At 71.2% G+C, this 12,263-nt stretch carries 12 protein-coding genes; 11 read left to right on the top strand and 1 reads right to left on the bottom strand.

The window, feature by feature from the left end; all coding sequences use genetic code 11:
* Positions 1-2: 2 nt before the first annotated feature.
* A complete protein-coding gene (locus tag ACO2RJ_RS12200) occupies positions 3-737 on the top strand; it encodes an endonuclease/exonuclease/phosphatase family protein (RefSeq protein WP_423268275.1) in 735 nt (244 codons plus the stop codon).
* A gap of 63 nt (positions 738-800) precedes the next feature.
* On the opposite strand, the gene mgtA is transcribed toward ACO2RJ_RS12200, so the two are convergent.
* Positions 801-3,476: a magnesium-translocating P-type ATPase gene (gene mgtA / locus ACO2RJ_RS12195; RefSeq protein WP_423268274.1), complete on the bottom strand. Its 2,676-nt coding sequence runs from the start codon at positions 3,474-3,476 to the stop codon at positions 801-803.
* Between the two features lie 157 nt (positions 3,477-3,633).
* Between mgtA and ACO2RJ_RS12190 the strand changes: the two genes are divergently transcribed.
* The 10 genes from ACO2RJ_RS12190 to ACO2RJ_RS12145 all read left to right on the top strand — a co-directional run bounded on the left by ACO2RJ_RS12190 (position 3,634) and on the right by ACO2RJ_RS12145 (position 12,226).
* Entirely contained in the window at positions 3,634-4,095 is a 462-nt protein-coding gene (locus tag ACO2RJ_RS12190; RefSeq protein ID WP_423268273.1) for a host attachment protein, read from the top strand.
* A 305-nt stretch (positions 4,096-4,400) separates the two neighbouring features.
* The gene (locus ACO2RJ_RS12185) at positions 4,401-4,880 is read left to right on the top strand and encodes a DUF305 domain-containing protein (RefSeq protein ID WP_423268272.1); all 480 of its coding nucleotides are present in this window, start codon (positions 4,401-4,403) and stop codon (positions 4,878-4,880) included.
* Positions 4,877-6,334, top strand: coding sequence for a YncE family protein (locus tag ACO2RJ_RS12180; protein WP_423268271.1), 1,458 nt, complete (start codon positions 4,877-4,879; stop codon positions 6,332-6,334). Before ACO2RJ_RS12185 ends, ACO2RJ_RS12180 begins: the two co-directional genes overlap by 4 nt.
* Positions 6,331-6,891 (top strand): sigma-70 family RNA polymerase sigma factor, encoded by a 561-nt coding sequence (locus tag ACO2RJ_RS12175; RefSeq protein ID WP_423268270.1) that lies wholly within the window; start codon positions 6,331-6,333, stop codon positions 6,889-6,891. Before ACO2RJ_RS12180 ends, ACO2RJ_RS12175 begins: the two co-directional genes overlap by 4 nt.
* Positions 6,888-7,667, top strand: coding sequence for an anti-sigma factor family protein (locus tag ACO2RJ_RS12170; protein ID WP_423268269.1), 780 nt, complete (start codon positions 6,888-6,890; stop codon positions 7,665-7,667). Before ACO2RJ_RS12175 ends, ACO2RJ_RS12170 begins: the two co-directional genes overlap by 4 nt.
* Before the next feature lie 98 nt (positions 7,668-7,765).
* Positions 7,766-8,053, top strand: coding sequence for a hypothetical protein (locus tag ACO2RJ_RS12165; protein ID WP_423268268.1), 288 nt, complete (start codon positions 7,766-7,768; stop codon positions 8,051-8,053).
* A 269-nt stretch (positions 8,054-8,322) separates the two neighbouring features.
* Positions 8,323-8,697, top strand: coding sequence for a hypothetical protein (locus ACO2RJ_RS12160; RefSeq protein WP_423268267.1), 375 nt, complete (start codon positions 8,323-8,325; stop codon positions 8,695-8,697).
* Between the two features lie 107 nt (positions 8,698-8,804).
* The gene (locus ACO2RJ_RS12155) at positions 8,805-11,372 is read left to right on the top strand and encodes a cation-translocating P-type ATPase (RefSeq protein ID WP_423268266.1); all 2,568 of its coding nucleotides are present in this window, start codon (positions 8,805-8,807) and stop codon (positions 11,370-11,372) included.
* Positions 11,373-11,446: 74 nt separating this feature from the next.
* Positions 11,447-11,752 carry a hypothetical protein gene (locus tag ACO2RJ_RS12150; protein ID WP_423268265.1) on the top strand — a complete coding sequence of 102 codons (306 nt, stop codon included), beginning with the start codon at positions 11,447-11,449 and terminating at the stop codon, positions 11,750-11,752.
* Positions 11,753-11,776: 24 nt separating this feature from the next.
* Positions 11,777-12,226: a hypothetical protein gene (locus ACO2RJ_RS12145; RefSeq protein WP_423268264.1), complete on the top strand. Its 450-nt coding sequence runs from the start codon at positions 11,777-11,779 to the stop codon at positions 12,224-12,226.
* Positions 12,227-12,263 lie beyond the last annotated feature (37 nt).

Below are 12,263 nucleotides of genomic sequence, written 5' to 3'. Positions count from 1 at the left end.
CTTTGAAGGTCGCGACCTACAACATCCACAAGTGCCGGGGCACCGACGGCCGCTCGCGGCCCGACCGGATCATCAGCGTGCTGCGCGAGATCGGCGCCGAAGTGGTGGCGCTCCAGGAGGTCGACCGGCGGTTCGGTTCGCGGATCGGACTGCTGGACCTCGAAGCCCTGCGGGAGGAGACCGGGCTTCGCCTCCTCGCCCAGTCCGACGCTCCCGACGGGCATGGTTGGCACGGCAACGCGCTGCTCGTCGCCCGCGAGCCCCGCTCGTACCGGCGGATCCGCATCCGGCTGCCGGGCGTCGAGCCGCGCGGCGCGATCATCGCGGATCTCGACTTCGGAGAAGGCCCCTTCCGCATCATCGCGGCGCATTTCGGGCTGCTGCGCCGGTCGCGGCTCAGCCAGGCCGGCGCGCTGGTGACGGCGTTCGGCTGGCTGCCCCCGATGCCCACCGTGCTGCTGGGCGATCTCAACGAATGGCGCATCAGCCGGCGCTCGTCGCTCAACGTGTTCGAACCGCTGTTCGGCGAGGCGCATCCGCTGCCGAGCTTCCCGTCCCGTCGTCCGATCTTTCCGCTCGACCGCATTCTCGGATGGCCCCGCGGGCTGGTCCACGGGCTTGCGGTCCACGACACGCCGCTTGCGCGCAAGGCCTCCGACCATCTTCCCCTGACCGCCGAGGCCGACGTCGACGGCCATGGCCTCGCTTTGCGCCAGGCGGATCTCCCCCGGGGGTGAGTCCTGCGCCGCCGGGTCCCGGGGCAAGAGCGGAACGCGCCGACGCCGTCGACGAGCGGCCCTCTAGCGACGACGACGCGGCGCGCGCGCCCGGCGAGCGCCGCGTGCCCCCAGGAGCCTCTGGCCCAGCCTCTGTTTCACGAGCTCGGCCGCGATCAGATAGCCGGAGCTGACCGCAAGCATCGTCGCGAGGACCGCGGCTGGCGGCGCGGCGAAGCCGAAGACGGCGCCCGCAGGCGTCAGCGCGAGGACGCAGGCCGTCGCGAGCGCGCCGAGCGAGGAGGCGACCAGGAGCCTGTGCGGGCGGCTGGCCCAGACCGGCCGGGCGCTCCGGATGACGAACACCACCAGGATCTGCGTGACCATCGATTCGAGGAACCACGCCGTCTGGAAGGTCTGGACGCCCGCGTCGAACGCCAGGCGCAGAATGACGAAGGCGGCGATGTCGAAGGCCGAAGACAGCGGCCCCATGACGAGCGTGAACAGATAGATCTGCCGGATGTCCCAGCCGTGCGGCTCGCGCGTCTCGCTGTCGTCCACCCTGTCGAAGGGAATGCCGGCTTCGCTGACGTCGTAAAGCAGATTGTTCAGCAGCACCTGGACCGGCGCCAGCGGCAGGAAGGGCAGGGCGACCGAGGCGATCGCCATCGAGACCATGTTTCCGAAATTCGACGACGTCGCCATCCGGACATATTTGAGGATGTTCGCATGCGTCCGACGGCCCTCGGCGACGCCGTCAGAGAGCACGCCGAGATCGGGGCGCAGCAGGATGAGATCGGCGGCCGCGCGCGCGACGTCGGTCGCGCCCTCGACCGAGACGCCTGCGTCGGCGGCCTTGATCGCCGGGGCGTCGTTGATCCCGTCGCCGACGAATCCGACCGTCGATCCGCCGGCGCTCAGGGCGCGGATCACCCGGACCTTCTGGTGGGGCGCGAGCCTTGCGAACAGATCGACGTCACGGGCTTGGACGGCGAGCGCCGCGTCCGTCATCGCCGCGAGGTCCTGCCCCGTCAGCACCGCCGTCGTCTCGACGCCCACGCCGCGCGCCACATGCGCCACCACCGCGGCCGCGTCGCCGGAGAGGATCTTGACGCGCACGCCCTGCGCCGCCAGCCGGGCGACGGCGTGGGGCGCCGACGCCTTGATGGGATCGGCGAAGAAGCAGAATCCGACGAGCGCGAGATCATGCTCGTCGTCCGCCGAGAGCGCGTTCACGCCCGCCGCGGCTCGCTTCGCGACCGCGAGGCACCTGAGTCCCTCCGCCGCCTTCGCGTCCACGAGGGCCAGGATCCGTCGCCGCTCCACGTCGTCGAGCGGCGAGACCGTCTCGCCTCTGACGACGTCTCCGCAGACCGCGAGCACCGCCTCGGGCGCCCCCTTCGTGACGATCGTGCGCTCGCCCCGTCGATCGACCAGCACCGAGGAGCGGCGCCGCTCGAAATCGAAGGGCGCCTCGGCGATCAGGGTCGCGTCCGGGGCTCCGGGAGCCGCCGACGCGATCGCCTCGTCGAGCGTGGACCGCGTCCCGGCGGTGAGCCGCGCGTTCAGGGCGGCGAGGTCGAGGACGTGGGAGCTGGTCGCGCCGTCGATGTCGACGCATGAGGCGAGCGCGATGCGCGCTTCCGTCAACGTTCCGGTCTTGTCGGTGCAGAGCACGTCCATCGCGCCGAGGTCGTGGATCGCGGACAGCTTCTTCGCGACCACCCCGCGTTTCGCCATGCGCACCGCGCCGCGCGCCAGGGTGACCGTCGTCACCATCGGCAGGAGCTCCGGCGTCATTCCGACGGCGAGCGCGAGCGCGAACAGAAACGCGTCCAGCGCCGGCCGATGCGACGCGATCTGGGCGAGGACCACGAACAGCGCGAGGAACAAAGTGAGCTTGATGATGAGCCGCCCGAGATCGTCGAGCCCGCGCTCGAAGGCGGTCGGCGGCTCGTCGGCCGAGAGCGCCACAGCCAGCCCGCCGAAGAGCGTCGAGGCGCCGGTCCTGGCGACGAGCATCCGGCCGCATCCGCCGACGACGATCGAGCCCGCGAAAAGCGCGTCGAAGGCGTCCGAAGGCGAGACGGCGGCGCTGGGACCCGGACGCTTGTCGACGGGGTAGGGCTCGCCGGTCAGCGCCGCCTCGTCGGCGCGCAGCGCGCGCGCTTCGATGACGAGGCCGTCGGCCGGCGTCAGATCGCCGGTCCGCAACTCGACGACGTCGCCCGGAACCAGCCGATCGACCGGGACCTGGACGAGAGCTCCGTCCCGCAGCGCCGTGGCGGTGAGCGCGACCGAACGCTGCAGGGCGTCCGACGCCGCCTGGGCCTTGTGCTCCTGCCAGATCTCGAGCGCGATCGACAGCGCCACCACCGCGGCGATGATCGCGCTGCTCGCGAGATCCCCGACGCTTCCCGAAACGACGCCGGCGATCAGCAGGAGCGCGACGAGCGGCTGCGACAGGCGCTTCAGGACTTTGGCGACGAGGCCCTTGCGCGCTTTGGCGTGCGCTTCGTTCGCGCCGAAGACGCCGATGCGCCGGGCCGCCTCCGCCGCGGTGAGGCCCGAAGCCGTGGCGCCGAGCCGCTCATAGGCGGCGTCGAGGGAGCCGCTCCAGAAGGCCCCCGTGGTGAAGCCGCCGCCGCCGATCCGTCGCTCGACGGCGCCGAACAGGTTGCGGCCGCCAACTCGCAGAGGGCGATCGAGCCGCCAGACGCGGTCGACGTTGACGCTTCCCAACACAAGAATCTTCGACATTGCGCTCTCGCGATCATGCGGCGGTCACAGGCGCTGCCCGGCGGGCAGGTTCCGCGGATCCGCGCCTCTCCGCTTTGACGTCGATCAAGGATGCGCGAGCCGCGCCGTCGTGGAATGCGCCGAGGACTTCGGACGCCCTTGGCGCAGGAGAGAGACTATGACGCGTATCATGATCCCCTGGCGGAGCTGGGTGCTGGTGGCGGACGGCGCCAAGGCGATTGTCTTCCGCAATCTGGGCGACGCCGACTTGATCAACCTTGACGTGGTCGAGGCCATCGCCGAGCCGCACGCGACCACCCGGAACCTCGGGGCCGACAGGCCTGGTCGCGTCCATGCGAGCTGCGGCGAAGCGCGAAGCGCGGTCGACGACCTCGATCTTCATCGCGCGGCGGAGGCTGGATTTCTCGGGAGGGTCGCAAAGCGGCTCGACGACCTGCTCCGGGAGCATTCCCATCCGGATCTCGTGATCGTCGCTCCCCCGCGGGAGCTCGGCGTCCTCAGGAGCCATCTGACGCCCGATGCGCGCAAATGCGTCACCGCGGAGATCGCGAAGGACTTCGTCCATATGACGACGGCGGAGATCGAACGGCGCTTGGTCTCCTCTCCGGCGACGGTGTGACCAGCGCGTCGAGCGCTTCGCCGTTCGACGACGCGCGCCGATGAAGAGCTTCGGCGAACTCGGCCGCCCTGCACATTCGTCCGGGGCGCCTCCGCGCCTGCGCCGTCCTGCGACGCTCTGTCAGGCCGTCTAGATCCGAAACAAAAATTCGGCCGAAGCGGAATAGCCGGCCGAGCGCCGGCGTCTCCCTCCCGTGACCCTGTCGTCCGGGAGGACCTGATGCCCAGACCTTCGCATCTGCGCGCCGCCGCGCTCGCCGCCCAAGCGGGCGTCGCCTATGGCCCGGCCCTCGGCGGCGCGCGGCCATGAAGCTCGTCGGCCCGGCGCTGCTCATGGCGGCCGCGATCGGCGGCGCGTGCGTCGGACCCGCCCTCGCGCAGGAGGCGGACTGCCCGGGCTGCGACGGGCGCTCGATCGCGCGACCGGCCGACGAGGCGCCGTTCCTGGCGGAGAACGCCGCCGCCATGGACAGGATGATGGCCGACATGGCCGTCAAGCCGACCGGCGACGTCGATCGCGACTTCGTGGCGATGATGTCGCCTCACCATCAGGGCGCGATCGACATGGCGGTCGCCTATCTCCGCCATGGCCGGAACCCGCGCCTCACGCGTCTCGCGCAGGAGATCGTCGTCACGCAGCAGCAGGAGATCGCGGCCATGAGGCTTGCGATCGGGGAGCCGCCTGGCGCGTCCCAGGCGGCTCCGACCGCCCCCGCGGCCGGAACCGCCCAACCCGCGCCCCATCACCATCACGACATGTCCTCCGCGAGAGAACCCCAGCCATGACACGCAGCCTGATCGTCCTCGGCCTTCTTGCGGGCTCCGCGCTCTCCGGCCTGTCGCCCGCGTCGGCCGGGCAGGCGCCGAGCGCGGCGTCCGCGCCGGACGTCGCGGTCTCCAGCCGCGACCGCGTCTACGCGGCCGAGCAGTTCTCCAACACGGTCTCGGTGACGGATCCGTCGTCGAACAGGCTGCTCGGCGTCATCCGGCTCGGCGATCCGCAGCCCGGCAATTTCAGCCCGCTCTACAAAGGACAGGTTCTCGTCCACGGCATGGGTTTTTCGCCCGACCGGAAGACGCTCGCCGTCGTGTCGATCGGATCGAACTCGGTGACGTTCATCGACACCGCGACCAACGCGGTGCGCCGCACCACCTATGTCGGCCGTTCGCCGCACGAGGCCTTCTTCACGCCGGACGGCAAGGAGGTCTGGGTGACGGTGCGCGGCGAGGACTACGTTTCCGTGCTGGACGGCTCGACCTTTGAGGAGAAGACCCGGATCAAGGTCGCGGCCGGCCCCGGCATGACGATCTTCTCGCCGGACGGCGCCTATGGCTATGTCTGCTCGTCTTTCAACCCGGAGACCGCCGTCGTCTCGGTGGCCGACCACACGATCGTCGGCCGCATGAAGCAGGACTCGCCGTTCTGCCCGAACATCGCGGCGACTCCCGACGGGGCCCAGGTCTGGCTCACGCTGAAGGACGTCGGCCGGACGATGGCCTTCAACGCCCGTCCGCCTTTCAACATGCTGAAGACGATCGACACCGGGCCGATCACCAACCACGTGAACTTCGCCGCGACCGAGAAGGGGACCTTCGCCTATGTGACGGTCGGCGGCCTCAATCTGGTGAAAGTCTTCCGCACGGACGACTTCAGCCAGGTCGCGGCCATTCCGGTCGGCGCGCTGCCGCACGGGCTGTGGCCCTCGGGCGACGGGTCGCGGATCTATGTCGGGCTCGAAAACGGCGACGCGCTCGCCGCGATCGACACGGCGTCGAACGCGGTCGTCGCCACCGTGCCGATCGGCCAGGCGCCGCAGGCGCTCGCCTATGTGCCGAACGCCGTGCCCGAGGGAGACGGCCTGCAGAATCTTCAGCCGCTCGCGGCGGCCGGCGACGTGTTCCATCTGAGGCTCGGGCCGACGGCGGGGCGCGCCGGGCCGAAGACGTCGGCGCCGACCACCGTGTCGCTGTTCGACCAGGGCCTCACCCAGGTCCTCCAGGGCGCGGTGACGGGGCTCGAGCCGAAGAAGCGCTATGTGCTCGCGCTCGCCGAGCGGCGGGATGGCGGCGGCGACCGCCAGCCGCTCGCGGCCTTCATGACGAACCCGGCCGGCTCGGCGATCGTGAATGCGGTCGGGCCGATCCGGCAGATCGTCGGCGACGGAGGGCCGGATCGCCGACGCTATCTCGTGATCGCCTCCGACGACCGCGGACCGGCGATCCAGTCCCAGATCGAGTGATCGAGACGCGTCCGGAGGACGGAGCCGCTGACGCCATGCAGGACATGATCGTTCTCGTCGAACCGCTGATCCCGGCTCTGCGCCGCTACGCCCGCTCGCTGCTGCGCGAGCCGGCCGCGGCCGACGATCTCGTGCAGGATTGCCTCGAGCGGGCGATCACCCGGTGGGGCCAGAGGCGCTCCGACGGAGACGTCCGCTCGTGGCTGTTCGCCATCATCCACAATCTCGCGATCAACCGCCTGCGGCAGTCGGCCCGCCGCGGCGCGCATGTCGCGATCGAGGACGCCGGCGAGGCGGCCGTCGCCCATGCGCCGACCCAGGAGGACGGCGTCCGCCACCGCGACGTCGTCCGGGCGCTCGAGGGACTGTCCGAGGACCAGCGCGCCGTCGTCCTGCTCGTCTCCGTCGAGGGGCTGAGCTATGCCGAGACCGCAAAAGCGCTCGACGTCCCGATCGGCACGGTCATGTCGAGGCTCTCCCGCGGTCGCGAGCGACTGCAGCGGATCCTGGAGTCCGGCGCCGCCGTGACGTCCCCCCATCTTCGGAGAGTGAAATGAGCCCGGTCCGTCCGATCGCGGAGGACGATCTCCACGCCTATGTCGACGGCGCCCTGGACGGCGTCCGCAGGGCTGAGGTCGAGGCCTATCTGGCGGACAATGCGGATGTGGCGGCGCGCGTGCGCGGCTTCGCCGAGCAGCGCGCGATGCTGAAGCGGGCGCTCGATCCGATCGCGCAGGAGCCGGTCCCGCCGGAGCTCAGCATCGCCCGCATGATCGACGCGCGCCGCCGGCCGTCGTCCTTCGCCTCCTGGCGATCGATGGCGGCTGGCGTCGCGCTGCTGGCGGTCGGCGTCGGAAGCGGCTGGTACGGCCGCGACGCGCTCGAAGGCCCGCCCACCGGGGTCGCCGCCTTGGCGCAGGAGGCCTCCGCCAGCTTCGCGACCTTCGCCTCCGATCATGGCCGTCCGGTCGAAATCCGGGCCGAGGACAGCGCCGCGCTGATCCGGTGGGTCTCGAACCGTCTGAAGCGGCCGGTCGCGGCCCCGGACCTCGCCGCCTCCGGCTACCGCTTCATGGGAGGGCGCGTCGTGCCCACGCCGCACGGTCCGGCGGGCATGTTCATGTATGACGACGACCGCGGCTCGCGGATCGTCATGCTGACGCGGCCGATGGCGACGAAGGCGGACAGCCCGCTCGCGCGGCAGGCGACCGGCGACGTGTCGAGCTACGCCTGGGCGACGGGCGGCATGGGCTACAGCCTCGTCGGCGACGTGGCGCCCGAAGTCTTGGACCCGATCGCGAAAGCGCTCAGCGCCCAGCCGACCCAGAGCTGATCGCGGACGATTTTCAGTTTTTTCGGATGATCCGCGGAATAGATCGAAGTCCTGATTGTCTTACCAGTACGATCAATTCAGATCGATGGAGAAAGACGATGAAGACCTCGATCATTCGTGCAGCTCTCGCCGCCGCCCTGCTTTCCGTCCCCGCCGCCGCGTTCGCAAACACTGCGCCTTACTCTGACCATATGGGCGGGTCGGCGGAGCTCGCCTACGCTCACGGCGCCGCCGCCGCGTCGGACAAGGCGGGCTACGGCTCCGATCGTCGGGTCCGCCAGACGGAGCCCCGGCGTTCCGAGGACGGCGCGCTGCGCGGCCGCGGCTCGTTCATGACGCGGAGCGACGGCGGCAGCCGCTGGGACGCGAACGACAACCAGGGCTGAACCCGCAGGGCCGTCAGCGCGTCGGGCGGAAGCGTGTCCTTCCGCCCGGCCCCGCGACCGCGCGGCGGCCCGGGGCCCCCGCCGCCGGATCGAGCGAGAACCGGGGCGGCGCGGGCCGCCGCTGGCCGATCTGCGCCGTAGACTGGCCACGGACCCAAGCTGTATGTCGGGGCGGGCGCCCTTCCGCCGCTTTGCCGGGGGCGCTCCGCCCGGCGCGCGAGCCGACAGCCGCCGCCGTTCGCGGCTTTTCCGACCGGGGACGAACTCTGATGAAAAGGTCGTCGGCGCGCGCTTCCCCGATGGACGTGGCCAAGATCGCGCCCAGCCCGCGCGCCACGACGCGTCGCCGGCGCGGCGGCTCCGCAGCAGTCCGCGGCCTGGCGTTCGCCCTGATCGTCGTTCTTGGTCCGCATGTCGGGCCGGCTTCGGCCATGGAGCGGCCGGGGGACTGGTCGAGCGCCGAGCCGCGGAGCGAGGCGGCCCGCGCGGCGGAGATCGAGCGGGAGTGCCGGCGATCCTGCGGCGCCCTGTTGAGGCCGCAATGCGATCCCCAGACGATGAATCGCGGCGAGACCGCTCTGACCTGCGCCAGCCGGGTCGCGCCGCTCTTCGAGGACTGCATGAACCGGTGCCGCGGCCGCTAGCCCGCCCCGTCCGTTCCGGCAGGCGCACGACCCTGTCCGTCTGATCAGGATCAAAGGCTGCGGACGCAGGCCGGTTCATGGTGGCGCGCGATCAACAGGCGCTGACCATGCTTTTGACATCCCCGTCCGCCGATCCCCCCGCACCGGCCGCGTCCGCCCGAACGCGCCCTCTGCCGGGGCTCTCGACCGCGCAGGCGGATCGCATTCGTCGCGAGCTGGGCTCGAACGACGAGCCGCGCGGAACGCGATCCGCCGCGAAGATCGTGATCGGCGTCCTGCGCGAGCCGATGTTCATGCTGCTGGCAGCCGCGGCGGCGCTTTACCTCGCCGTGGGCGATCTGGCTCAGGGCGCCGTCATGGTGCTCGCCGCCGCGCTGTCGATCGGTCTGGTGGTCGCGCAGGAGATCCGGTCCGAGCGGGCGCTCGAGAGCCTGCGGACGCTGGCCGAGCCGATGGCGCGGGCCCTGCGCGACGGGGTCGTGACGCGCATCCCGGCGCGCGAGCTCGTTCCCGGAGACGCGATCGTCGTCGTCGAAGGCGATCGGGCGCCCGCGGACGCCGTCCTGATCGAGGGCGGTCCGCTGCGCGCCGACGAATCGGCCCTGACGGGCGAGTCCGCTCCGGTCACGAAGGTCGCCGACGCAAGCGCCTCGGCGGAGCCCGGCCCGCTTGCAGAGCCCGGCGGCGAGGTTTCGTCCGTCCTTTTCGCCGGATCGATGATCGTCGGCGGCCATGGCGTCGCCGAGGTCGGGGCGACCGGCGCTCGCACGCAGCTCGGCCGCATCGGCGCCTCGCTCGCCTCGATCGAACGGACGTTGTCGCCGCTGCAGGCTCAGACCCGGCGTCTGGTGACGAGGCTCGGCGTCGTGGCGGTCGCGTTCTGCGTCGTGGTCGCCGTGAGCTACGGACTGGTCCGCGGCGAGTGGTTCGACGGAGCGCTCGCGGCGTTGACGCTCTCGATCGCGCTTGTGCCGGAGGAGTTTCCGATGGTGCTCGCGATCTTTCTCGCCGTCGGGGCGTGGCGGCTGTCGCGGCTGAACGTGCTGCCCCGCAGATCGGCCGCGGTCGAGGCGCTCGGCTCGACCTCCGTCCTCTGCGTCGACAAGACCGGCACGCTCACCCTGAACCGGATGCGGATCGCGGAGATCTGGCCGCCGCATCTGCCGGTTCCGGTCCCCGTGGAAGCGGCGGCGCGCGACAGCGTCGACCCGGCGCTGTCGATTGCCGCGCTCGCCTGCCTGTCGCCCGCGATCGATCCGATGGATCGCGCGGTTCTCGAGATCGCCCGAACGCCGCACGGCCTCAGCCTGACCAAGACCTATCCGTTGCGCGCCGACCGCCTGGCCTTCGCGCAGGCCTGGACGGACGCCGAGGGCGGCTTGCTGGTCGCCGCCAAGGGCGCTCCGGAGACCATCGCCGCGCTCTGCAGCCTCCCGCCGGAGCGGCGGATCGCGGCCAATCGCGTGGCGGCGCTGATGGCGAAGCGTGGGCTGAGGGTCCTCGGCGTCGCTGAGGCGCGGAGCGGCCGCGGGGTCGCCGCGCCTGACGACCTCGACGGGCTGGACTTCACGTTCGTGGGCCTGCTCGGCTTCGACGATCCGGTGCGGCCCGAGGCGCCCGCCGCGGTCGCGCTCTGCCAGGACGCCGGCATCCGCGTCGTGATGATGACGGGCGACTCCGCCGCGACCGCGGAAGCGATCGCGCGCCAGGTCGGTATTCCCGTCGGGCCCGGGGTCATGACCGGGGCGGAGCTTGCGGCGATACCCGCGGGCGAACTCGCCGCCCGGACCGTCGCGACCTCCGTCTATGCGCGTTTGACCCCCGACCAGAAGCTCTCGCTGGTCGCGTCCCTGAAGGCGCAGGGCGAAATCGTCGCCATGACCGGGGACGGCGTCAACGACGCGCCCGCGCTGCGCGCCGCCCACATCGGGGTGGCGATGGGGCAGCGGGGCACCGACGTGGCGCGCGAGGCCGCGGATATCGTCCTGCTGGACGACAGCTTCGCCTCGATCGTCGGCGGGGTCCGGCTCGGCCGGCGCATCGCCGACAATCTGAGGCGCGCGATGATCTATGTGACGGCGATCCACGTGCCCGTCGCCGGCCTGTCCCTGCTGCCGCTGCTGTTCGGCCTGCCGCTGGCGTTCTTCCCGATGCACGTGGTCCTGATGGAGCTCATCGTCGACCCGGTGTGCTCGGTCGCCTTCGAGGCCGAGCCGGAGCGCCGCGATTCGATGCGGCGACCGCCGCGATCCCCGACGCGGTCGCTGTTCGGCCGCCGCGAGATCCTCGCGGGCCTCCTCGAGGGCGCGCTGGTGCTGGCCGTCACGCTCGCAGGCTTCGTCGCGGCGCTGCGGCTCGGCCTCCACGAGGACCAGGCGCGCGGCCTGCTGCTCTCGATGCTGATTACGGCGAACCTCGCTTTGGCCTATGGCGGGATCGCCCGATTCGGCGAGCCCGTGTTCCAGCGGCAGAGGCTGCCCTTCTTCCTCGTGGTCGCGGCCACGGCGCTTTTCATGGCGTGCGCGCTCTACGTCCCGCAGGTCAGCGCCATGCTCCGGGTGGCCGCGCCGCCCGCGCTCGTCGAGTTGTCCGGGCTGCTCGCCGCGCTCCTTCCCGGCCTGGCGTCGGCCCTGGCGCGGGGCTTCGCTGCGCGAGGCCGTCCGGCGGAGCGCTGATCTCGGGTTGATCCATCTCAACGCCGCCCTCGCCATTCACGGCCATCATACCGCTCTCAAAGGGAGGCCCCGACATGGTGATGCCCGCATTCGACCTCGAAGACTGGGAGCGCCAGCGCTCAGCCTTCCAAGACGCCGGCGCGATGGCGGTCACGATGAACGGCTTCCTGGTCGCCTTGCCTTGGGGTCTGTTTCACGACGCGGCCGCGTGGGCTCTGCGCGAGGCCATGACCCTCAACGCCTTGGCGCTCGAGATCACGACCGCGCAGGCGCGGTTCGCGGCGCGGTCGTTCGGAAATTTCGAACGCGAGCAGGACGCCGTGCTGCGCGACGCGACCGACTGTCTCGCGCCCTTCGAGAACATCCCCGTCACAGCCTGATCCCGCCCGCGTCGGAGCGCCGCCATGACCGCATCGAGCCCCATCCGCGTCTCGCCCGAGGAAACCCCGTCCAAGCTCCAGCGGGTGCTGCTTCTGGCGGCGCGCTCTCCTGAGTTCCCGTTCGGCAGCCCGCAGCGCGGCTATGATTTCATCGCGCCGCTGGACGGCGACGGGCGGTTCAATCTGCCGCTCTGGCGGGTCGAGCGCACGCATTGCCGGGTGGTGCGGTTCTCGCCGGGGGAGACGCCGCGCATGGGCCTGCTCAAACACCGCGCCGGCGGCGCCGACGGCGCAAGCTGGTGTTTCGACTTCGATCCGGATCGGTCCGACGACGATGAGGTCGGTTACCGGCTCGACACCCATCGGTTGACGCCCGGCGAATATGTGACGCTCCGTGACGGCGCCGGTTCGCGGAGTTTCCAGGTCGCCCGCGTGTTCGACTTCGATCCGAACGGGGACAGCCTGAGCAATTAGAGTCTCCGACGCCGGCGGGCCAGCCGCCGGCGTCGGA

Origin of the sequence: Hansschlegelia sp. KR7-227, from assembly GCF_049446035.1 — a bacterium.
Classification (GTDB): Bacteria; Pseudomonadota; Alphaproteobacteria; order Rhizobiales; family Methylopilaceae; genus Methylopila.
This window is presented reverse-complemented; position numbering and strand designations above follow the sequence as displayed.

Bases quoted from the DNA above. Each gene is read 5' to 3' on its own strand.
- mgtA (WP_423268274.1), bottom strand. From the start codon at position 3,476: ATGTCGAAGATTCTTGTGTTGGGAAGCGTCAACGTCGACCGCGTCTGG.
- ACO2RJ_RS12190 (WP_423268273.1), top strand. From the start codon at position 3,634: ATGACGCGTATCATGATCCCCTGGCGGAGCTGGGTGCTGGTGGCGGAC.
- ACO2RJ_RS12185 (WP_423268272.1), top strand. From the start codon at position 4,401: ATGAAGCTCGTCGGCCCGGCGCTGCTCATGGCGGCCGCGATCGGCGGC.
- ACO2RJ_RS12180 (WP_423268271.1), top strand. From the start codon at position 4,877: ATGACACGCAGCCTGATCGTCCTCGGCCTTCTTGCGGGCTCCGCGCTC.
- ACO2RJ_RS12170 (WP_423268269.1), top strand. From the start codon at position 6,888: ATGAGCCCGGTCCGTCCGATCGCGGAGGACGATCTCCACGCCTATGTC.
- ACO2RJ_RS12165 (WP_423268268.1), top strand. From the start codon at position 7,766: ATGAAGACCTCGATCATTCGTGCAGCTCTCGCCGCCGCCCTGCTTTCC.
- ACO2RJ_RS12160 (WP_423268267.1), top strand. From the start codon at position 8,323: ATGAAAAGGTCGTCGGCGCGCGCTTCCCCGATGGACGTGGCCAAGATC.
- ACO2RJ_RS12155 (WP_423268266.1), top strand. From the start codon at position 8,805: ATGCTTTTGACATCCCCGTCCGCCGATCCCCCCGCACCGGCCGCGTCC.
- ACO2RJ_RS12150 (WP_423268265.1), top strand. From the start codon at position 11,447: ATGGTGATGCCCGCATTCGACCTCGAAGACTGGGAGCGCCAGCGCTCA.
- ACO2RJ_RS12145 (WP_423268264.1), top strand. From the start codon at position 11,777: ATGACCGCATCGAGCCCCATCCGCGTCTCGCCCGAGGAAACCCCGTCC.